Origin of the sequence: Streptomyces sp. NPDC101165 (assembly GCF_044768135.1) — a bacterium.
Classification (GTDB): Bacteria; Actinomycetota; Actinomycetes; order Streptomycetales; family Streptomycetaceae; genus Streptomyces.
The window spans coordinates 143,584-164,036 of the sequence record NZ_JBIWPG010000011.1; the positions used below are offsets into that span (position 1 = coordinate 143,584).

Annotated in this window: 17 protein-coding genes and 1 pseudogene; 8 read left to right on the forward strand and 10 right to left on the reverse strand. The window is 71.4% G+C overall.

Annotation, left to right across the window (positions count from 1 at the left end; genetic code table 11):
- The first annotated feature begins 2 nt into the window (after positions 1-2).
- Positions 3-3,245 carry a Tat pathway signal protein gene (locus ACIRVH_RS24430; protein ID WP_403956631.1) on the forward strand — a complete coding sequence of 1,081 codons (3,243 nt, stop codon included), beginning with the start codon at positions 3-5 and terminating at the stop codon, positions 3,243-3,245.
- Positions 3,246-3,328: 83 nt separating this feature from the next.
- On the opposite strand, the gene ACIRVH_RS24435 is transcribed toward ACIRVH_RS24430, so the two are convergent.
- From ACIRVH_RS24435 to ACIRVH_RS24445, 3 genes and pseudogenes are all read right to left on the reverse strand, one after another.
- A complete protein-coding gene (locus ACIRVH_RS24435) occupies positions 3,329-4,843 on the reverse strand; it encodes an MFS transporter (RefSeq protein WP_403956633.1) in 1,515 nt (504 codons plus the stop codon).
- 65 nt (positions 4,844-4,908) lie between these two features.
- A pseudogene (locus tag ACIRVH_RS24440) lies at positions 4,909-5,883 on the reverse strand (zinc-binding dehydrogenase).
- Between the two features lie 48 nt (positions 5,884-5,931).
- Complete coding sequence (locus ACIRVH_RS24445) at positions 5,932-7,092, reverse strand: NAD(P)-binding protein (RefSeq protein WP_403956635.1); 1,161 nt, start codon at positions 7,090-7,092, stop codon at positions 5,932-5,934.
- Positions 7,093-7,230: 138 nt separating this feature from the next.
- Here ACIRVH_RS24445 and ACIRVH_RS24450 point away from each other — a divergent pair, with 138 nt between their 5' ends.
- Positions 7,231-7,932: a pentapeptide repeat-containing protein gene (locus ACIRVH_RS24450; RefSeq protein WP_403956637.1), complete on the forward strand. Its 702-nt coding sequence runs from the start codon at positions 7,231-7,233 to the stop codon at positions 7,930-7,932.
- A gap of 64 nt (positions 7,933-7,996) precedes the next feature.
- Here the strand turns inward: ACIRVH_RS24450 and ACIRVH_RS24455 are convergent, their stop codons facing one another.
- Positions 7,997-8,497 carry a hypothetical protein gene (locus tag ACIRVH_RS24455; RefSeq protein WP_403956639.1) on the reverse strand — a complete coding sequence of 167 codons (501 nt, stop codon included), beginning with the start codon at positions 8,495-8,497 and terminating at the stop codon, positions 7,997-7,999.
- 69 nt (positions 8,498-8,566) lie between these two features.
- Between ACIRVH_RS24455 and ACIRVH_RS24460 the strand changes: the two genes are divergently transcribed.
- Positions 8,567-9,961 (forward strand): M1 family metallopeptidase, encoded by a 1,395-nt coding sequence (locus ACIRVH_RS24460; protein ID WP_403956641.1) that lies wholly within the window; start codon positions 8,567-8,569, stop codon positions 9,959-9,961.
- A 37-nt stretch (positions 9,962-9,998) separates the two neighbouring features.
- Here ACIRVH_RS24460 and ACIRVH_RS24465 read toward each other — a convergent pair whose 3' ends face one another.
- Positions 9,999-11,555 (reverse strand): M4 family metallopeptidase, encoded by a 1,557-nt coding sequence (locus tag ACIRVH_RS24465; RefSeq protein ID WP_403957140.1) that lies wholly within the window; start codon positions 11,553-11,555, stop codon positions 9,999-10,001.
- Positions 11,556-11,862: 307 nt separating this feature from the next.
- The gene (locus ACIRVH_RS24470; protein ID WP_403956642.1) at positions 11,863-12,819 is read right to left on the reverse strand and encodes a GNAT family N-acetyltransferase; all 957 of its coding nucleotides are present in this window, start codon (positions 12,817-12,819) and stop codon (positions 11,863-11,865) included.
- A 96-nt stretch (positions 12,820-12,915) separates the two neighbouring features.
- Between ACIRVH_RS24470 and ACIRVH_RS24475 the strand changes: the two genes are divergently transcribed.
- Entirely contained in the window at positions 12,916-13,347 is a 432-nt protein-coding gene (locus ACIRVH_RS24475) for a hypothetical protein (protein WP_403956644.1), read from the forward strand.
- 70 nt (positions 13,348-13,417) lie between these two features.
- Here the strand turns inward: ACIRVH_RS24475 and ACIRVH_RS24480 are convergent, their stop codons facing one another.
- Positions 13,418-13,993 carry a TerD family protein gene (locus ACIRVH_RS24480; RefSeq protein WP_403956646.1) on the reverse strand — a complete coding sequence of 192 codons (576 nt, stop codon included), beginning with the start codon at positions 13,991-13,993 and terminating at the stop codon, positions 13,418-13,420.
- Positions 13,994-14,144: 151 nt separating this feature from the next.
- Between ACIRVH_RS24480 and arfB the strand changes: the two genes are divergently transcribed.
- Positions 14,145-14,582, forward strand: a complete 438-nt coding sequence (gene arfB, locus ACIRVH_RS24485) for an alternative ribosome rescue aminoacyl-tRNA hydrolase ArfB (RefSeq protein WP_389176606.1) — start codon at positions 14,145-14,147, stop codon at positions 14,580-14,582.
- Positions 14,583-14,778: 196 nt separating this feature from the next.
- Here arfB and ACIRVH_RS24490 read toward each other — a convergent pair whose 3' ends face one another.
- Complete coding sequence (locus ACIRVH_RS24490; protein WP_403956649.1) at positions 14,779-15,351, reverse strand: flavin reductase family protein; 573 nt, start codon at positions 15,349-15,351, stop codon at positions 14,779-14,781.
- A gap of 347 nt (positions 15,352-15,698) precedes the next feature.
- On the opposite strand from ACIRVH_RS24490, the gene cdgB reads away from it, so the two are divergent.
- Both cdgB and ACIRVH_RS24500 read left to right on the forward strand, forming a co-directional pair.
- On the forward strand, positions 15,699-17,354 hold the full coding sequence (gene cdgB / locus ACIRVH_RS24495; protein WP_403956651.1) for a diguanylate cyclase CdgB: 1,656 nt from the start codon (positions 15,699-15,701) through the stop codon (positions 17,352-17,354).
- A 117-nt stretch (positions 17,355-17,471) separates the two neighbouring features.
- A complete protein-coding gene (locus ACIRVH_RS24500; RefSeq protein ID WP_403956653.1) occupies positions 17,472-18,389 on the forward strand; it encodes a carbohydrate-binding protein in 918 nt (305 codons plus the stop codon).
- Between the two features lie 25 nt (positions 18,390-18,414).
- On the opposite strand, the gene ACIRVH_RS24505 is transcribed toward ACIRVH_RS24500, so the two are convergent.
- Positions 18,415-18,759: a PfkB family carbohydrate kinase gene (locus ACIRVH_RS24505; protein WP_403956655.1), complete on the reverse strand. Its 345-nt coding sequence runs from the start codon at positions 18,757-18,759 to the stop codon at positions 18,415-18,417.
- A gap of 36 nt (positions 18,760-18,795) precedes the next feature.
- Positions 18,796-18,975: a hypothetical protein gene (locus ACIRVH_RS24510; RefSeq protein ID WP_403956657.1), complete on the reverse strand. Its 180-nt coding sequence runs from the start codon at positions 18,973-18,975 to the stop codon at positions 18,796-18,798.
- 784 nt (positions 18,976-19,759) lie between these two features.
- Here ACIRVH_RS24510 and ACIRVH_RS24515 point away from each other — a divergent pair.
- Positions 19,760-20,311 carry a peptidase inhibitor family I36 protein gene (locus ACIRVH_RS24515; RefSeq protein ID WP_403956659.1) on the forward strand — a complete coding sequence of 184 codons (552 nt, stop codon included), beginning with the start codon at positions 19,760-19,762 and terminating at the stop codon, positions 20,309-20,311.
- The last annotated feature ends 142 nt before the right edge of the window (positions 20,312-20,453 follow it).

Here is a 20,453-nt window from a genome sequence, read left to right on the forward strand (position 1 = left end):
CCTTGTCCGACAACTCCTGTGCGGCGGTGAGACCCGGGCGGCTCGCCGCCGTCGCCGTCCTCGTCTCACTGCTCGCCTCACTGCTGACCCTCACCGGGGCGGGCGCCGCCCGCGCCGACGACCCGTCGTGCGCGCCGCTCGCCCTCGCACCGTTCGGCGACCCGGGCGACGCCGCCGCCAAGGCGAGCGTCCCGGCCGACGGCACCGCCTGCTTCACCTTCACCGCCGACGCGCCGGGCCTGCACCTGGTGTCCCTGAAGGACGACAGCAGCAACCTGTACGCGCAGGTCACCAGCGCCGACGGCACCCAACTCGACTGCTACGACGCCGAGTACCGGGACAAGGGCTGGTGCGACCTGCCCGCGGCCGGCACCTACACGCTCGCCGTCCGCAACCAGGGCGGGTCGGCGGCGGACACGGCGGTGACGGTCGTCCCGCTCGCCTCCCTGAAGGGCTGCGCGGACTCCGTGGGCACCGCCTGGGACCTCCCGGTGGTCACCCGGACGACGGCGAGCCCCGTCGAGGTCGACTGCCAGCCGTTCGAGGCGAAGCCGGGCGAGCGGATCCGTCTCGCCCACGGCCCCACGGCGGACGGCTCCTCCCGCGCCTGGATCACCGACGCGACCGGCGCCCGCATCTGCCCGCACTTCCCGGAGGACGGCGAGGACAGCTGCGTCCTGCCCGCCGACGGCAAGGGCCCCTACCGGGTGATCTCCCAGGTGACCCGCGGGGAGAAGGGCTTCCCGGCCGCGTACGCGGTGAGCGTGCGCCGCCTGAACGACCCGCGGGGCTGCACCCCGGCACCCGTACGGCCGTACGGCGTCCTGAAGGGTCCGGACCTCGTCACCGACCCCTGCTTCACCTTCACCGCCGACAAGGCGGGCCCGTACACCGTCCACTACGTCAGCGGCGAGCGCTCCACCGGCGCGGCCCGGGTGTACGACGCCGCCGGCAGGACGGTGTGCCGGTCGGGGTGGGACCCCTGCCGGGTGCCTTCCGCCGGTACGTACACCGCGCTTCTCGACAGCACCTATCCCTTCTCCGGCCCCCGCGCGGGCCTCGTCGTCCTCGACCGCGCCTCCGACGCCGGGTGCGAGACGGCCGGGACGGGGCTGCACAAGGGCGAGCTGAGCACGGTCGGCCAGTACGACTGCCTGACTCTGTCCGCCCCGCAGGGCGCCCGGATCGCCGCGCTCACCCCGCTCGCCTCTCCCGGCGTCGACGCCGACGTCGAGGTGGTGGACCGGGACGGCACCGTGCAGTGCGACGCCCAGGGTCTGTCCGGCGGCGACTGCGCCCTCACCGGTACGGCGCCCTTCCGCGCGCTGCTCCACACCGAGGACAGCGCCGATGCCGCGACCGGTCCGTACGCGGTCGCCCTGTACCGCACGGACGGCCCGAACGACTGCCCCGTCCTGCCCGCCGGCAGCTTCACCGCCGACGGCGCGAAGGCGACGCTCACCACCGGCGACGGCGTCTTCGCGCACTGCCTGAGCATCCCGGCCGACGCCCACACGAGCGCCGAGGTCGTCCAGCTGACCGCCACCTCCGGCGACGTACCCGCGAAGTTCTCGGTGCTGGACTCCACCGGCAAGAAGGTCTGCGACCGCTCGGCCACCACCAGCGGCTGGACCCTCTGCACGCTCACCCCGGGCAAGGCCCACACCGTGCTCGTCACCGGCCGCGACCAGGCCGCCGCCTACACCCTCACCCGCCGCGACGTCACCGCGACCGCCGACTCGGCGGGCTGCACCAGGACCGCCGCGGCCAAGGTGGGCGGACCGTCGGTGAAGGGCACGTACGGCGCTCCCGGCACCCTGAACTGCGCGCAGGTCACCACCGACGCGGCCACCGACGTCCTCCATGTCGACGTCCGGGATCCGCTGGGCACCGCCAATATCGCCGTCCTCGGCGGTGACGGGAGCACCGAGTGCTCCTTCCGCAACCGCTCCTGCGCGGTCTCCGGTTCCACCATCCACCAGGTCCTCGTCCAGACCCCGGCGAACCTGAAGGCCTCGCCCGAGTACCACCTGGACGCCCTGCGCGTCGCCACCGCCGACGGCCCCGCGCCCGAGTGCACCGAGGTGCCGTCCGTCGCGTTCGGGTACGGGCCCGTCACCGGCACGCTCGACGAGTCGCACACCGCCGTGTGCGCGGCGCTGCCGACCGGCGGCTTCGACCGCTTCGACGTCGACGTCAAGGACACCACCGGCGCCACCACCACGGCGGTGCCCGCGCTGTACAACACGGCCACCTGGAACAACGGCTGCACGCGCTACGTCCCCGAGAGCTACCGGTGCGCCGCGCTCGGCTCGTCGTCGGCGGCCACCCCGACGGTGTTCGTCCTCGGCCTCCCCGAGAAGGCGTCCAGCACCTCCTACAGTGCCAGGCTGGCCTGCTCCTCCTCGCTGTGCGGCACGGAGAAGACGTCCGTCACGGCGGTCAGCCCGGCCACGGGCGGGAGCGGTGGCAAGGTGCAGGTCACGGTCACCGGCACCGCGCTCGGCCCGGACACGGAGGTCCGGCTGAGCCGGGCGGGCCAGACCATCAGGGCGAAGGCGGACTCGGTCGCCGCCGACAACCGTTCGGTGACGGCCACGCTCGACCTGACCGGCGCCGCCCCGGGCAGCTGGAACGTCAGTGTGTTCACGGGCTGCTGTGAGTACCAGCGCGGCTCGTTCACCGTGACCGAGCAGCCCCGGCTGCAGAACATGGCCCCGCCCGAGGTGACCGGTACCGCCAAGGCCGGCGCCAAGGTCACCGCCTCGACCGGCAGTTGGTCGCAGGTCCCGTCGTCGTACGGCTACCAGTGGAACGCCGACGGGAAGGCCATTGCCGGGGCGACCGCGGCGTCGTACACGATCCCGGCGTCCCTGGTCGGCAAGAAGCTCACCGTGACCGTCATCGCCGCCAGGAGCGGCTGGAGCAGCGGTACGGCGACCTCGCCCGCGGTGACCGTCGCCCAGGGCGACGCGCCCAGGGCGACCGAGCCGCCGGTGATCAGCGGCACGGCGAAGGTCGGCCGGACGCTGAGGACGACGAACGGCACCTGGAGCCCGGCGGCCACGTCGTTCGCGTACCAGTGGTACGCGAACGGCCGGGCGATCAGCGGGGCGACCCGGTCCTCGCTGGTGCTGAAGGCGGCCCAGAAGGGCAAGAAGATCACCGTGAAGGTGATCGCCCGCCGCACCGGACACAAGGACGGCTCCGCGACCAGCGCGCCGACCAAGGCGGTCACCGGCTGACCCGCCGGACGGACCACGGGTGAGGGGGAGGGCGGCCGCCGGCCACCCTCCCCCTCGACGGTTGCGGCGCGAGGCGCGGCAGGTCAGACCGCCGACTCCGCCACCCGCGCCCCGGCCCGTGCGCCGTGCCCGGGTGCCTTGGCCGTGACCATCAGGCCCGCGACCAGTCCGGCGAGGAGCATGATGCCGGCGGCCCACCAGATGGCGACCGTGTAGCCGTGCACCACGCCCTCCGGGACCACGGTGGCCTTGTCGGCCGGGTTGTGCAGATGGGCTGCGACGTAGGCGGTGCTGCTGGTGGTGGCGATGGTGTTGAGCAGGGCCGTACCGATCGAGCCGCCCACCTGCTGGGCGGTGTTGACTGTGGCCGAGGTGACGCCGGAGTCGCGCGCGGGGACGCCGGCGGTGGCGGTGGCGAACACCGGCATGAAGGTCAGGCCCATGCCGAGGCCCATCAGGAGCAGCGAGGGCAGGATCTCGGTGGTGTAGGAGGAGGTGACGGTCATCCGGGTCAGCAGGAGCAGGCCGGAGGCGGCGAGGAGCGTGCCGGGCACCATGAGCATGCGCGGGGGCACCCGGTGCAGCAGGCGGGCCGATATCTGGGTCGAGCCGGTGATGATCGCCACGGTCAGCGGGAGGAAGGCCAGGCCCGCCCTCATCGGCGAGTAGCCGAGGATGACCTGCAGGTAGTAGGTCATGAACAGGAACATCCCGAACATGCCGATCACCGCGAGCATCATGGTCAGGAAACTCCCCGCGCGGTTGCGGTCCTTGACGATGCGCAGCGGGAGCAGCGGGCTCGGGGCGCGGTTCTGCCACCAGACGAACGCGATGAGCAGGACGACACCGCCCGCGAACAGTCCGAGCACCAGCGGGTCGGTCCAGCCGCGCGGCTCGGCCTCGCTGAAGCCGTAGACGATCGCGACGAGTCCGCCGCAGCCGAGCAGGACGCCGGGTACGTCGAGGTGGGCGTCGGTGCGGCCGGGGCGGTCGTGCAGCAGGGCGAAGGCGCCGAGGACCGCGGCGAACGCGATGGGCACGTTGACGTACAGGCACCAGCGCCAGTTCAGGTACTCGGTGAGCAGACCGCCGACGATGAACCCGATCGCCGAGCCGCTGCCGGCCAGGGCGCCGTAGATGCCGAAGGCCTTGCTGCGCTCGCGGGGGTCGGTGAAGGTCGTGGTCAGCAGGCTCAGCGCGGAGGGCGCGAGGACGGCGGCGAAGACGCCCTGCAGGGCGCGGGCGCCGAAGAGCATGCCGGGGCCGGTGGCCGCGCCGCCCAGTGCGGAGGCGGCCGCGAAGCCGACGAGCCCGATGACGAAGGTCCGTTTGCGGCCGACGAGGTCGGCGATCCGGCCGCCGAGCAGCAGGAGTCCGCCGAAGGCCAGGGTGTAGGCGGTGATGACCCACTGCCGGTTGCCGTCGGACATGCCCAGGTCGTGCTGTGCCGAGGGCAGTGCGATGTTCACGATCGTCGCGTCCAGCACCACCATCAGCTGGGCGAGAGCGATGACGACCAGGCTCCACCAACGGTGGGGATCGGCTCCTTCGGCTGCTGCCGTCGCCGACGGGGCTTCACCCTTTCGGCCGATGCCCATCTGGCCAGAAGACCACGAATCAGGGCGTATCGCATCCGCGTGCGGAGTCTTGCCGGTCTTGTGCCTCATGGCTCAAGGACCACCTTTCCGATCGTGCCGCGGTTCTCCAGCGCCCGGTGTGCCGCGGCCGCCTCGGAGAGTGGGAAACGGGTGACGGCCGGGCGCAGGCGGCCCTGGCCGGCCTCGGTGAGGGCGCGCAGTTCGAGGGCGCGCAGACCGCCGGCCTTCTGCAGCATCGCCGGGCCGAGGACCGACTCGGAGAGCCCGTCGACGAAGTGGCCCCGGGCGCCCTCCCCGATGCCCTCCGCCGACCAGCCGAAGACGAGATGCCGGCCGCCGGGCCCGAGCAGCACCACGGCCTCCCGGGCAACCGCGCCGCCGACGCCGTCGTAGACGATCGTCGCGAGTTGCCCGCCGAGATGGGCGCGGACCTTGGCCGGCCAGGCGGAGTCGTTGTAGTCGACCGCGAGATCGGCGCCGTCGGCCCGCACACGGGCGGTCTTCTCCGGCCCGCCCGCGAGGCCGATCACCGTCGCTCCGGCGTTCTTGGCGTACTGCACGAGCAGGGTGCCGACGCCGCCGGCAGCCGCCGGTACGACGACCACGTCGTCCGGACCCGGCTCGGCGAACTGTGCGATCCCCAGGGCCGTACGCCCCGTACCGATCATCGCGACGGCCTCGGCGAAGCCCAGTCCTTCCGGGATCTCGTGCAGGCGTTCGGCGGCGGTGACGGCGAGTTCGGCGTACCCGCCCGGCGCGAAGCCCAGGTGGGCGACCACCCGCCGGCCGAGCCACGTCTCCGCGACATCGTCGCCGACGGCGTCCACGACCCCCGCGACCTCACGGCCGGGGACGGTGGGCAGAGCGGGCGGTTCGGGCAGCGGACCCTACCGGCCCTCGCGCAGGGCCGTGTCGAGCAGGTGCACCCCCGCCGCCGCCACGGCGATCCGCACCTCGCCCGGCCCCGGCACCGGGTCCGCGGCCTCCTCGTAGGCCAGGTTCTCGGCCGGCCCGAAGGCGTACAGGCGCACGGCGTGCATGGGACCCCCAGTGATCGTGTCTCCGTCTCCGGAGCCCACCCTTCAACCTCAAGCATGCTTGAGGTCAAGGACGGTCCGGCCGAGGATCAACGACACCGCGGTGACCGCGCTGTTGAAGGACACCTCCGACAGCACGCCCGGCGCCGCCACCTGGTCGCCGGCCAGGTAGACGCCGTCGCCGCGGTCCACGGAGGGCCGGTCCCGCCAGCTGGTCCCCGGCAGGTCCACGGCTCCCGTACGCCCCTCCGCCACGGACTCCCGCCGCCAGGTGACCCGCTCCCGCCACCCCTCGAAGGCCAGGTCGAGCAGCTCCTCGGCCCGGGCGAGACCGTCGCCGCGCGCCTCGCCCGGGCCGATCGGGATCTGCCCCTGGAGCAGCTGCTCGCCGGCCGGGGCGAGGGTCCGGTCCTGCGCGGTGAACCGCTCGATCCAGCCGGGCGCGTCCAGGTCGGAGACGGCGAAGGCGTCCCCGCGCCGGGTGCGCAGGGCGAGGTCGAGCAGGACGGTACGGCCGCCGGGCCAGGTCAGCGAGTCGTCGCCGAGCAGCCGACGGGCGGCGGGCAGGGAGGTGGCGACGACCACGGGGGTGTCGGTCGGCAGGGTGTCGACGCGGGACAGCGTCTCGATCCGCACGCCGAGCTTCCAGGCCCGCGCGGCCATCCGGTCGATGAGGCTCGCCCAGCCGCCGCGTGGATAGTGCGCCTCCGGTGGCAGCCTGGTGGCCCGGCGCAGCCGCTCCTGCACGAAGGCGGCGGACAGGGCGCCCGGGTCGTGGTGGAAGAGGGCGACGGCGGAGTAGTTCGCGGCGGCCCGGGCGCCCTCCTCGCCGGCGACGCCGGTCGCCCAGCTGAGGAAGTCGGTGTCGACGGGGGCCTGGCGGACGCTGGGGCGCAGCAGCTTGAGCAGGGCGAAGGGCGGGGTGCGGCGCAGGACGCCGTGGTGACGCAGCCGCAGCCGGGCCGCCTCCAGGGGCGGGAGCGGGGCGAGCGGCCCGATCAGGTCCCGCTGCTTGAGCCAGGTCCAGTGCGGGCCTCCGTTGTAGAGGGCGTGCGGGCCCTCGTTCGTCCGGTACGGCGCCTCGGCGGTGCGGGCCCGCCCGCCGAGGGTGTGGTGGGCCTCGTACACGGTGACCTCGGCGCCTGCCTCGGCGGCCGTGATGGCGGCGGTGAGCCCGGCGAAGCCGCCGCCGACGACGGTGATGCGATGCATGGGGTGCGCTCTCCCTCAGGTCGGTTCACCTTCCGTGCATACGACTGAACAGGACCCCGAAATGTGACATCGACCCGGGCGCGGATCTGGTTTCCGCAGGTCAGGCGGATTGTCAGTGGAGGGGTGCAGCATGGGGCCATGGCGAGGAGAGCGACGGGTACGAGCAAGGCGGCGATCAAGGGCGCACGGCGGCCGGAGCTGCGGCTGCCGCCCCTGGAGCCCTGGACGGACGGGGAGTTGGCGCCGGACGGCGACTACGACGGGCTGGAGTTCCGGGAGGCGGACCTGGCCCGGCAGGACGGCGCGGGCGCCCGCTTCCTGGACTGCGCGCTGACGGGCTGCGCGGTGGACGAGACGGCACTGGGCCGGGCCCGCTTCCTGGACTCGGTCCTCACCGGCCTGCGGGGCGTCGGCACCCACCTCGCCGAGTCCACGCTCCGCGACGTCGAACTGATCGACCCCCGCCTCGGCGGCACCCAGCTCCACGGCGCCGTCCTGGAGCGGGTCGTGATTCGCGGCGGCAAGATCGACTACCTCAATCTGCGCGAGGCCCGCCTCAAGGACGTGGTCTTCGACTCCTGCGTCCTGGTCGAACCGGACTTCGCGGGCGCCCATCTGGAGCGGGTCGAGTTCCTCGACTGCGCCCTGAAGGAGGCCGACTTCAGCGGTGCGACCCTGAAGGACGTGGACCTGCGCGGCGCCGCTCCGCTGGAGATCGTCCGCGGTCTGGACCGGCTGTCGGGGGCGGTGATCAGCACCGGGCAGCTGCTCGACCTGGCGCCGGTGCTGGCACACGAATGGGGAATCAGGGTGGATCCGAACAGCCCGTCCGGCGCTTGAGGGCGAGGCCGTTCAGGCCGAAGCGGGGGCCTGGGGGCGGCAGCCCCCGGAGCGGCGCGCGGAGTTATGGCACTCGGGGAAAGCGGGCCTGCAGTGTCCACACGGCCGGGTTCTCCGACAGGGATTCGTGCAGGTCGGTCAGGTCGGCGAGCAGGTCGTGCAGGAAGTCCCGGGCCTCGCGGCGCAGTTCGGTGTGGGAGAAGGTGAGCGGGGGCTCCTCGGCCGGCATCCAGTCGGCCTCGACGTCCACCCAGCCGAAGCGGCGCTCGAACAGCATGCGGTCGGTGGACTCGGTGAAGTCCAGCTCCGCGTGCTGCGGCCGGGAGGCGCGGGAGCCCATGGGGTCCCGGTCCAGCTGCTCCACGATGTCGCACAGCGCCCACGCGAAGTCCAGCACCGGCACCCATCCCCAGGCTGTGGACAGCTCCCGGTCCGACTTGGTGTCCGCGAGATAGACGTCACCGCAGAACAGGTCGTGCCGCAGCGCGTGGACGTCCGCGCGGCGGTAGTCGGTCTGCGGCGGGTCCGGGAAGCGGTTGGAGAGGGCGTAGCCGATGTCAAGCACGGAAGAGATGGTGTCACGCCCACCGCCCACCCCTGCTCCCGCGTGCCCCGCCCGCCTAAGATCACTGACATGTCCAGATCCGCGCGCCTTGTCCCGGCGGTCGCCACCCTGCTCGCTCTCGCCCTCACCGGCACCGCGTGCGACGGCGGGGTCCACGGCACCCCAGGGGGCTCCGGCGTGCGCGATCCGTACTTCCCGAAGGCGGGCAACGGCGGCTACGACGTCACCCACTACGCCCTCACCCTCGACTACACCCCCGGCACCCGTCACCTCACCGGCAAAGCGGTCATCACCGCCCGCGCCACGAAGGACCTGTCCGCCTTCGACCTCGACCTCGCCGGACTGGACGTCGAGTCGGTCACCGTCGAGGGCAGCCGCGCCCGCTGGAACCGCGCCGGCCAGGAGCTCACCGTCCGGCCCCACGACGACCTCGACAAGGGCGAGACGTTCGGCATCACCGTCCGCTACGCGGGCGAACCGAAGACCCTCACCGACCCCGACGGCTCCGAGGAGGGCTGGCTGCGCACCGCCGACGGTGCCCTCGCCCTCGGCGAGCCCGTCGGCGCCATGGCCTGGTTCCCCAGCAACAACCACCCCTCGGACAAGGCGACGTACGACATCACCGTCACCGTCCCGAAGGGCCTCCAGGCCGTCTCCAACGGAGAGTTGACGAGTCAGCGCACCAAGGGCGGCCGGACCACCTTCGCCTGGCACTGCGCCCAGCCCATGGCCGGCTACCTCGCCACGGTCGCCATCGGGCACTACGACATCACCCGCACCACGGGCCCGCGCGGCCTGCCCGTCCTCACCGCGGTCGACCCCACCCAGGCCGAGGACAGCGCGAAGGTGCTCGCGAAGATCCCCCAGATCATCGACTGGGAGGAGACCAACTTCGGGCCGTACCCGTTCTCCTCCACCGGTGCGATCGTCGACCGCCCGGGCGACGCCGGCTACGCCCTGGAGACCCAGACCCGGCCGGTCTTCCCCGCCGACCAGTTCGACACGAGCACGCTCGTGCACGAACTCGCCCACCAGTGGTACGGCGACTCGGTCACCCCGAAGAGCTGGCGGGACATGTGGCTCAACGAGGGCTTCGCGACCTACGCGGAGTGGCTCTACAAGGAGGATTTCGGAGGCAAGAGCGCCCAGCAGACCTTCACCGACCTGTACAAGGGCGATCACGAGGAGATCTGGGCCTTTCCGCCGGCCAAGCCCTCCAGCGCCGCGCACATCTCCGACAGACCGGTCTACGACCGCGGCGCGATGGTCCTGCAGAAGATCCGCCAGAAGGTCGGCGACGACACCTTCTACGACATCATCCAGGGCTGGGCCGCCGCCCACCGCTACGGCACCGCCGACACGGCCGACTTCACCGCGTACGTGGAGAAGAAGGCCCCGGACAAGGACTTCCGCGAGATCTGGAAGGACTGGCTGTACGGCGACGGCAGGCCGGACCACCCGTGACGGGCGGCCCGGCCGGTGTACTGCCGTGCACGTGCGGCTACTTGACGTTGACCGCCTTCCAGGCCGTCGCCACCGCGTTGTACTCCGCGCTGCCCGAGCCGTACAGGTCCGCCGCGGCCTGCAGGGTGCCGGTGCGGGCGCCCGCGTAGTTGGTCGTCGACGTGAAGTACGTGGTCAGGGCCTTGTACCAGATCTGGTCGGCCTTGGCCCGGCCGATGCCGGTGACCGTGGAGCCGTCGACGGTCGGGGAGTTGTAGGAGACCCCGTTGATCGTCTTCGCGCCGCTGCCCTCGCTCAGCAGGTAGAAGAAGTGGTTGGCGACGCCCGACGAGTAGTGCACGTCGAGGCGGCCGACCGTCTTCGACCAGTAGTCGGCGGAGCCGCCGTCCTTGCTGGGCTTGTCCATGTAGCGCAGCGGGGTGCCGTTGCCGTTGATGTCGATCTTCTCGCCGATGAGGTAGTCACCGGGGTCCGAGGTGTTGTTCGCGAAGAACTCGACCGAGGTGCCGAAGATGTCCGAGGTGGCCTCGTTCAGACCGCCGGACTCACGGTTGTAGTTGAGCTTCGCCGTGGCCGCGGTCAGGCCGTGGCTCATCTCGTGGCCGGCCACGTCGAGCGAGGTGAGCGGGTCGGCGTTGCCCGCGCCGTCGCCGTACGTCATGCAGAAGCAGCTGTCGTTCCAGAAGGCGTTGACGTAGGCGTTGCCGTAGTGGACGCGGGAGTAGGCGGCCTTGCCGTCGCCCGCGATGCCGTTGCGGTTGAACGCGGACTTGTAGAAGTCCCAGGTGACGGCTGCGCCGTAGGCGGCGTCGACGGCGGCGGTCTGGCGGTTGGTCACGCTGCCGTCGCCCCAGACGTCGTCGGCGTCGTGGAAGAGGGCGCCGGTGCCGGACGTACCGCCGTTCAGGTCGTACGTCTTGTGGCCGCCGCGGCCGCCGTCGATCAGGTCGAAGCCGCCGGAGGCCGACGAGGTGGTGCCGAGCGTGACGGTGCCGCTGTACCGGCTGGTGCCCGTGCCGGTGTCGATGCCCTCGTAGGAGTAGAGCTTCTTGCCGCTCTGCGCGTCGGTGATGACGTGCAGCTCGCTCGGGGTGCCGTCGTGCTGGAGGCCCTTGACGACGGACTCGTAGGCGAGGACCGGCTTGGCACCGGCCGCCCAGACGACCTTGCGGGAGGTCGAGGCGCTGGCCTTGGCGGTGTCGGCGGCCTTGAGGGCGGTCTTCTTCGCACTCGCGGGGGAGACGGCCGCGGTGGTGGTCGGCACGGATATCCGGGCCTTGACCGCCTTGCTGACGCCCTTGAGTGAACCGTTCTTCGCCACATGGGTGACCAGGTCGCCGCCGAGGACGGGGAGCCCGGCGTACGTCCGCTCGTAACGGGTGTGGACGGTACCGTCCGCGTCCTTCACCACGTCCCGGACGACCAGCTTCTCCTTGGCGCCGAGGCCGATTTCGCGGGCCGCAGCACCGGCCTGCCGCTGGGCCGACTCGATGGCGGCGGCGCGGGCCGTGAGGCCGAGCGGGAGGGCGGTGGCGCCGGGGGTGTGCGTGGGGGCGGCGGTGGCGGCGCCGTTCTGCAGCGCGAGGACGACCATGGCGGCCGAGCCGACCAGCGCGGCGGCGCGCACGGCGGTCTTGCGGGAGGTGCGGGGAGCGTGGGGCTGCTGTCTCACTCGATCTCCTTCAGGCTGGTCTCCGTGGGGTTGGAGACACAGGCGGGGAACAGGGGATGCACAGAGTTGCGGCGGCGAGGAGAGAGTGACACCGAGAACGGCTTGTTTGACAGAGTGCCGACAAGACTTTACGTGTTCGTATCCGAAAGCCGTGCCGTGGAATCCGCTATCCGGACGTGCTGAATGCGCCCAACTACCTCTTGTTCCAGCGAAGTTGATGCCTCAAGCGTCACGCCCCGCCCGCTCGGCCTTCCCACGCGTCCAGCAGCCGCGCGAGGTCCGGCGGCCACACCGGGTCCGCCTCCTCGGCCAGCTCCTGCCGGGTCCACCAGCGCCAGGCGAGGATGCCGTCGGCGGCGTGCGCGGCGGCGAGGCCGGGGCCGGTCGGTTCGCGGTGGGGGCCGTGGGTGACGTAGATGTGCTCGTGCTGGCGGACGGCGATCCCCATGCGGGTGAAGTCGTGCTCCCAGGTGCACAGGAGAGGGCCGGGCTCCAGGTCGGTCCAGCCGGTCTCCTCGGCCAGCTCCCGCAGAGCGCCCTCGACGGGCCCCTCGCCCGGCTCCAGGCCGCCGCCGGGCAGGGACCAGTGGACGCCGACCTCGACGTTGTCGTAGCGGAAGAGGAGCACCGCGCCCTCGGGGTCCACGACGGCGACGCGGGCCGCCCGCCGGGGTGTCCGCAGGACCTTGCGCAGCACGGCGCAGGGGCGGCCGTGGGCGCGGTCGGGGCGGTGGTCGACGACCTCGTAGCCGAGGGCGGTCCAGAAGGCCAGCCCGTTGGGGTTGTCGTCCAGGACGGCGAGCCGGACGGCCCGGCGCCCGGCGGTGCGGAAGCGCTCCTCGACCAGCGTGGCGACCCGTCGGCCGTACCCCTTGCCCTGCTCGGCTGCGTCCACCATCAGCAGCCCGATCCACGGGTCCGGGTCGGCCGAGTCGGGGTGTCGCGCGAGCGTGATCACGATCCCGACCACCCGCCCCGCGCTGCGGGCGAGCAGCACCTCGGCGTCCGGATGCGCCAACTCGTCGGCCAGCGCGGCCGCCACCTGCTCGGGCCGTACGTCGTCCGGGTCGGGGAAGTCACCGCTGAGCGCGTGGAACTCGCGGTTGGAGGCGTACAGGGCGGTGAGCTCGGTGAGCAGCTCGGCGGGAAGGGAGCCGTCGGTCGACGAGAGCTGTTCGAGGAGCATGACGGGACCCTATCCACCGACCGGCTCCTTCTGGGGTCACCGGGCGCTGGATAGATTTCCGCTGGAGCCACACCATGTTCGGGGAGACGGAAGACGATGACGACCCAGCCACCGCCGCACGGCAACCAGCCCCCCTACGGCCGGCAGCCACCGCCACCGCTTCCGCCGGCCACCGCTCAGCCGGGTTTCGGCCCGCCGCCGCCCCAGTACACCTACGCCCCGACCGCACCCCCGCCGCAGGCCGGCGGCCCGGAGTTCATGGCGGTCGACCGCCACAACTCGATCGTGGTCGACACCCAGGGTGTGGCCTTCGAGGACCACGGCATGTCCGTCGACTTCCCCTGGCAGGAGATCCGCAGCGTCCACTACAAGGCGCATCCGTCCGGCAAGGCCCTGATGGTGGCGGTGGTCCTCCCCGACGGCCGGTTCTACGAGTGCGCCGTCGAGGCGAAGCCGAGGGCGCGGCTGGGGGAGTGGTTCGCCCAACTGTCCGCCGTGCTGGGGTATTACCGGCCGGCGGGCTGGTAGGGCTGCCGCACGGCCTCGAATGCCGGGACCCCCGGCCGAAGCCGGGGGTCCTCGCGCAGCGCAGCGTCCGTCAGACGTTCACGCCGAAGTCCTGGGCGATGCCCACCAGGCCCGAGGCGTAGCCCTGGCCCACCGCGCGGAACTTCCACTCCGCGCCGTTGCGGTACAGCTCGCCGAAGACCATCGCCGTCTCGGTGGCGGCGTCCTCGGAGAGGTCGTAGCGGGCGATCTCGGCGCCACCGGCCTGGTTGACGATGCGGATGTACGCGTTGCGGACCTGGCCGAAGTTCTGGCCGCGGTTCTCGGCGTCGTAGATGGAGACCGGGAAGACGATCTTGTCGACGTCGGCCGGGAGGGCCGCGAGGTTGACGTTGATCGCCTCGTCGTCGCCCGCGCCCTCGCCGGTGCGGTTGTCACCCGTGTGGACGATGGAGCTGTCCGGGGTCTGCTTGTTGTTGAAGAACACGAAGTGGGCGTCGGAGTAGACCTTGCCCTGCGGGTTCACCGCGATGGCGGAGGCGTCGAGGTCGAAGTCCGTGCCGGTGGTGGTGCGGACGTCCCAGCCGAGGCCCACGGTGACGGCGGTCAGGCCCGGAGCCTCCTTGGTGAGCGAGACGTTGCCACCCTTGGACAGGCTTACAGCCATGATTGGGAGTCCCTTCCCTTTTAGGTTTCTGTGCCGACGAAGCTACCGTCACCGGGGAGAACGTCGAGGGGGGTCCCGATGGTTCCGGATCCCTTTACCTTTTTTACCCATGTCGAAAACCGGATGACGCGAGGCGGGCCGGACCGGGAACATGGGATGCATGTCCGGGCCTTACCTCATCCGTGGCTCGGTCTCGCTTCCCGAGGCCGAGCTGACGTGGCGTTTCTCCAGATCCTCCGGGCCCGGCGGGCAGCATGTGAACACCAGCGACTCGCAGGTGGAGCTGCGCTTCGACCTCGCGGCCACCGAGGCGCTCCCCGAGGTGTGGAAGGAGCGGGCGCTGCAGCGGCTGGCCGGGCGACTGGTCGACGGGGTCGTGGTCGTACGGTCCTCCGAGCACCGCTCCCAGTGGCGCAACCGCGAGACCGCCGCCGTGCGTCTCGCCGCCCTCCTCGCCGAGGCGACGGCCCCACCGCCCAAGCCGCGCCGGCCGACCCGGATCCCGCGGGGCATCAACGAGCGGCGGCTGCGGGAGAAGAAGCAGCGCTCGGACACCAAGCGGGGCAGGTCGGGCCGCGACTGGTCGTAGCCCCTCCGGAACGGCGCACCCCGGCGGTGCCAGGTCCGGCACATCGACGGTCCGGCCGCCGCTCGTCTGCCGGATGCCGGGTGACGTACATCTCGGCTTCGCGATTCCCGGGGTTATCTCTCTTCCGGACGAACGGTCATCCACGCTTATTAAGCCGGGTGTTCACGGCAACGCCACGGAATTCCGCGGCAGCCGATTACCCCAACTGCCGGTAGCGGCCGCGGAAATACATCAGCGGGCCGCCCTCGGCGCTCGGTACCCGAGCGGTCAGCACCCGGCCGATGACGAGGGTGTGGTCCCCGGCCGTCACCCGCTGCTCGGTGCGGCACTCCAGGGTGGCCAGCGCGCCGCCCACCAGCGGGGCGCCGGAGGCCTCCCCGCGGACGTGGGGGAGGTCCTCGAAGAGCAGCCGGTCGCTGATGCGGCCCTTCATGGCGAAGCGGCCGGCGACGTGGCGCTGGCTCTCGGTGAGGACCGAGACCGCCCACAGCGGCTGCTCGTCGAGCAGATCGTCCATGCGGGCACCCGTGCGCAGACTGACCAGCACCAGCGGCGGGTCCAGCGAGACGGACATGAAGGCCGTGGCGGTCATGCCGACGTCCTCGCCGCCCGGCGCGGTCGGGTCGTCAGGGTCCAGCGGCGGCTCCTGCGCGGTCACCAGGACCACGCCCGCGGCCAGCCGGGACATCGCGACCCGGAACTCGTCGTTGCTCACCCCCTCAGCATGCCCGGACGGGGGTGCGGCGGTGGGTGAGGGAGTGTTCAGCACGCCGGAGACGCTAATCTCCGCTCCGGGCGCGCCGCATCGGGCCCTGGACCGAACCGGGTCCTAGGACCCGGGGACCATGGGCGGCCGGCGATGTGTGCATGATGTGAACGCACTCACAAAGCCTGCGTTCGGTAAACGCACAGGGAAAACGCAGAAACCCCACTCAATTGTTCACCTTCTTCTGTGACTTGAGTCACAAGGGGCAGGAATTGTTGACCCTGTGTACCGAGTGGGCAGCGCGCTGTGATTCAGTGGCGGGAAGCCAAGAACACGACAAGAACCACCGGGGTAAAGAAGCGCCGAAGACAACCCTTGATTCGCTGCGAGGTCTCGGGGGGAGGGCGAGCATGGAGACCGAGTCGGAGCCGTATGTCCGTCTTGCGTCCCTGCGGCAGCTGCACCAGGTCATGGCCGACATGAACACGGCACGCAGCCTGGCGGACACACTGCAGAGCGTCTCCGACGGCGCGGTGAACGCTCTCGGGTACGAGATGGCGTGCGTCAACCTCGTACGTCCCGACGGTGACCTCGTCGTCGCCGCCTTCTCCGGCAACCCCGCCGCCGAGGCCCTGATCACCGGCCGGGTCGGCTCCCGCGACTCCTGGCTGCGCCGGCTGAACATGGGCGAGCAGTGGGGCGACCTGGTGTTCATACCGCACACCGAGGGCTGGGTGCTGGACGACGACGACGTCCCGCAGTGGTACACCGACGGGCCCGCGCCCCGCTTCGAGGACGAGTGGCACCCCTCCGACCGGCTCTTCGCACCGATGTACACGCCCGGCGTGCAGGGCGGCTCCTCCGGTGAGCTGCTCGGCGTCATATCCGTCGACCGGCCGCGCAACGGCCGCCACCCCGGCGCCTGGGGCCGCGAGGCCCTCCAGATGTACGCCTTCCAGGCCGCCATCGCGATCAGCAACGCGCGTCTGCGCTCCAACATGCAGCGCGCCCTGGTCCGCCTGGAGCGGGAGCAGCAGGCGCTGCGCGCCAGCGAGGAAAGCTTCAGGCAGGCCTTCGAGTACGCCCCCTCCGGCATGGCGATCGCCGAGATGGGCGGTGACCAGCACGGCCGGATCCTGCGCACCAACGACGCCCTGTGCCGTCTGCTGGGCCGCCCCGCCTCCGCGATGCGCCGCTACTCCTTCTCCGACCTCGTCCACCCCGAGGACATAGGGACCCTGCTCAGGACCTCCGCCGAGGGCGGCCGCGCGGAACTGCGCCTCGGCCGCCGCGACGGCTCGTACGTGTGGGTGTCGCTGCGCAACTCGGTCGTCGCGGACGCCGCCGACGGTCCCCGCTTCCTGCTCACCCACGTCGAGGACATCGAGGAGCGCAAGCGCCGCGAGCTGCAGCTCGCCCACCGCGCCTCCCACGACTCCCTCACCGGCCTGCCGAACTCGGCCGAGCTGCGCTCCCGCCTGTCGGCAAGCCTCTGCCAGCGCCCGACCCACGCCGGCGCCCTGGAGTCCCTGGACGCGGCCTACGGCCACCCCGCCTTCGACACCCCCGCCGGGCACGGCTTCGACTTCGCGGCGGGCGCGGAGGCGTACGACGGCTTCGACCACCACGTCCACACCGTCGCCCCCGAGGACACCCGCGACGACGGCACCAAGGGCCTCGCGGTCCTCTTCTGCGACCTGGACGGCTTCAAGTCGATCAACGACCGCTTCGGGCACAACGCGGGCGACGCGGTCCTGATCGAGGTCGCCCGCAGGCTCTCCCGGGGTGTCCGCGACGGCGACACCGTGGCGCGCCTCGGCGGCGACGAGTTCGTGATCCTCGCCAACGGCCTCGGCAAGGCCGACGCCGAGGACCTCGCCGTACGCCTGCGCAACGAGATCATCCAGCCCATCCGCGCCGAGGGACGGGCCGTCCGGGTGGGCGCCAGTTTCGGCATCGGCTGGGCACACTGCGGCATGACTGCGGACGAAGTGTTGAAGTCAGCCGACGAGCGGATGTACGTAGAGAAACGATCTCGTCCCAAACAGCACCGACGCGCCGGATGATCCGCAGGTCAGTGAGTTGATGCGGTCTGAGTCACCCGTTTGGGCCAGCCGGAGCGGGTAGGCTCGCCATTCCAGACCTGTACCGCATCCACCCGCACCCGCTGAGGAGACCAAGGGATGACGCCCGGCGAAAACAGCCCGAGCACGCCCGAGGACGACGACCCGTTCGGCTATCTGTACGCCGACGGTCAGGCCAGAGGGGCCCAGCCGCCGTCCGGCGGGTACGGCTACCCGAACTCGGTCAGCAGGGTGCGGTCGGTCGGCGAGCGCACGTACGGCGGGCAGCAGGCGCAGTCCGGTGTCCCGCAGCAGCAGGGCACCTACGGCCAGCCGAACGCCCACTACCAGGCCCCGGAGACACTCCCCGGCGGCGCCCCGACGAGCCGCCAGCCCGCGCCGGTCCCGGCCCGCAGCGGCCCGAACACCAAGGGCCTGCTGATCGGCGCGATCGCGGTGGTCGCCGCGGTCGTCATCGGCATCAGCATCGCGATGCTCAACGACAACGGGGACGACAACAAGTCCAGCACTCAGGTCGGCACCTCCCCGACCCAGTCCCAGAGCAGCAAGCCCAGCCCGTCGAGCAGCAACTCGGCGGCCACGGGCGAGCTGCCCAAGTCGGACGCGAACGCCCTCCAGCTGGCGGGCGGGGCGACGAAGGCGGCGGACGTCAAGGGCGCGCAGGCGGCGGGCGGCGCCTATGTGGGTGGCCTGAACACGGTCGGGTCCTCGGTGACCTGGACGTTCAACAACATCCCCGAGCAGGGCACGTACACGATCTTCGCGCGGTTCAGCAACGCCGGTGAGGATCAGAAGATGACCCTCACCGTCAATGGCAAGCCCTTCGGCAACAAGTTCAACCTGGGTAACTTCACCCACAAGTCCGACCCGGCGGAGGCCTGGACGGAGACCTACGCCTGGCCGACGCTGAACAAGGGCTCGAACACCATCTCGCTCTCCTGCCAGCCCGGCGACACGTGCAATGTCCTGCTGGACCAGGTCTGGCTGAGGAAGGGCCAGGTCAAGCGGGACAGCTAGAGCCTGTCGAAGGTGACGACAGGCCCTAGGCCGCGCTGACCACCCCGCTCACCGCCACCCGCCCCCGCAGCTCCTCGTACGCCCCCGGGTCGAACTCGCCCGCCGCAGGGGCCCGTACGGTCGCCGCCGACAGCGCGACCGCGCGGGTCAGTCGGTCCGGCCACGGCAGGTGTTCCACCAGCCCCGACAGCAGGCCCGCGACCGCCGAGTCGCCCGCGCCGGTCGGGTTGCCGCGGACGTGGGCCGGAGGGGCGGCGCGCCAGCGGCCCTCGGGGATCACGGCGAGCAGGCCCTCTGCGTCCAGCGAGGTCACCACCACCTGGGCACCACTCGCACGCCGCTGAAGGGACGCCGGTACGGCCGTTGCCACGCCAGGCGCCCCTCGTCATACGTCGGCCATCGGCGCCTACGACTTCGCAGCGCGTGCCCGCGCCTCGTGCACGGCCTTGCGCAGCGGCACCGCCTCGGCACACTCCTCACCCAAGCTGATCCGACACCCTGCGGTGCACTTCCTCACGTGGGTGGCCCAGGCGAGCCACTCCTGCTCGTCCACGAGGTGCAGTACCAGAATGTCGTCGTCAATCATGGTTCGCCCTATCGCTCAGGGCGACGAGCACGTACGCACGCACCGGGTGCTCTACTGCCTCCCACCGCCCCAGTCGGGCGGCTCGGCGCGACCCCCATTCCTGGGCCCGGTGGGCCTCCGACCGCCCCAACACGCCTCCACCGGCAGCAGGGGCAGCCCTTGCCCACTCCACCGCAGCCGCTCGGCCTGCCTCGCCCAGCGCATCCAACGGGCCACGTTCGGGTTGGGGTGCCAGTACCGGGGCGCCTCCGGGGCAGAACTCGACGGTGGTACGCCGCCGTTGGCTGCTGTTGTGGGCCTGCCTCGCGTACGCGACTGGGGCGGCCTTGTCCGTAAGACACCCAGGATGCCGCGCACCCAGGCGATACGGTTACGCATGTTGATAGCACCTTGGCTGGCTGTTGACACTCCGCCCGGCAACGGCCCGGCAGCCGTTGTGGGGCACTTTTGTTCACTTGCAGTCGTTCCCAGCGCCGAATTCCTTCTCGGCCCACACGGTTTTCCCGACACCCTCCGGCCGCACGGCTCCACTTGTCGGACAGAGACTCGACCAACAGAAGTCCTCTTCCCCCGCCTCCCGGCCCATTGGGCTCGCCCAGCACAGGCATCCCATTGCGCTGGGTGTCCCGCACTTCAATACGCCCGCCTGGCCATCCGCGTCCACCACCGCCGCAAGCAGACCGGCACACGCGAGACCCGTGAGAGTGTCTACGCCGTCACCAGCCTCGACGCCCACCAAGCCGGCCCCGCCGACCTGGCCGCCGCGATTCGCGGGCACTGGGGAGTGGAGAACTCCTCGCACCACATCAGGGATGTCACCTTCGCCGAGGACGCCTCCACCGTCCACGCCGGGACCGCACCACGGGCCAAGGCGACCCTCCACAACCTCACCATCGGCATGCTGAAAACTTTCGGTGGCTCATTTCAGGACTTGTCGCCTTGCGGGAAACATGACAAGATCTCCGAACTAATGTTCGATTTCTTGAGAATGGATGTGCCCGTGAGAAAGCGCTCCCTGCTGCTGGCCGGCGCGGCCCTGGCCGCCACCCTTCCCTTCGCTTCCGTGCAGCCCGCTTCCGCCGCGACGGTGTGCCCCCAGGGCAAGGTGTGCACCTGGGAGAAGCGGAACTTCGAGGGGGCCCGCTACGACCAGAAGCCCACGGGACACGGCTGCTTCCCGGTGAACCCGAGCGACGATGTTCGCACGGTATCGAACCAGTCCGGCAGGACCGTCACCGTCTATAGCGACACCAGTTGTTATGGAAGGACGCTGGTGCTCAAGACGGGGCATTTCTCCAGCTCCCTTCCCTTCGTGGGCGAGAGTATTTCCTGGTAGGGCCCCTGACTCCGCGCCTCAAACCAACCTAGAAGCGGGGGGGGCGCCCCTCTCGCAGAAGGGGGGCGTCGTCGGGGCGGGGGCCCCGGCGATACGCCGAGGGACCGCTGTCGCGGCGTCCACGGACGGCGCGGATGTCTGA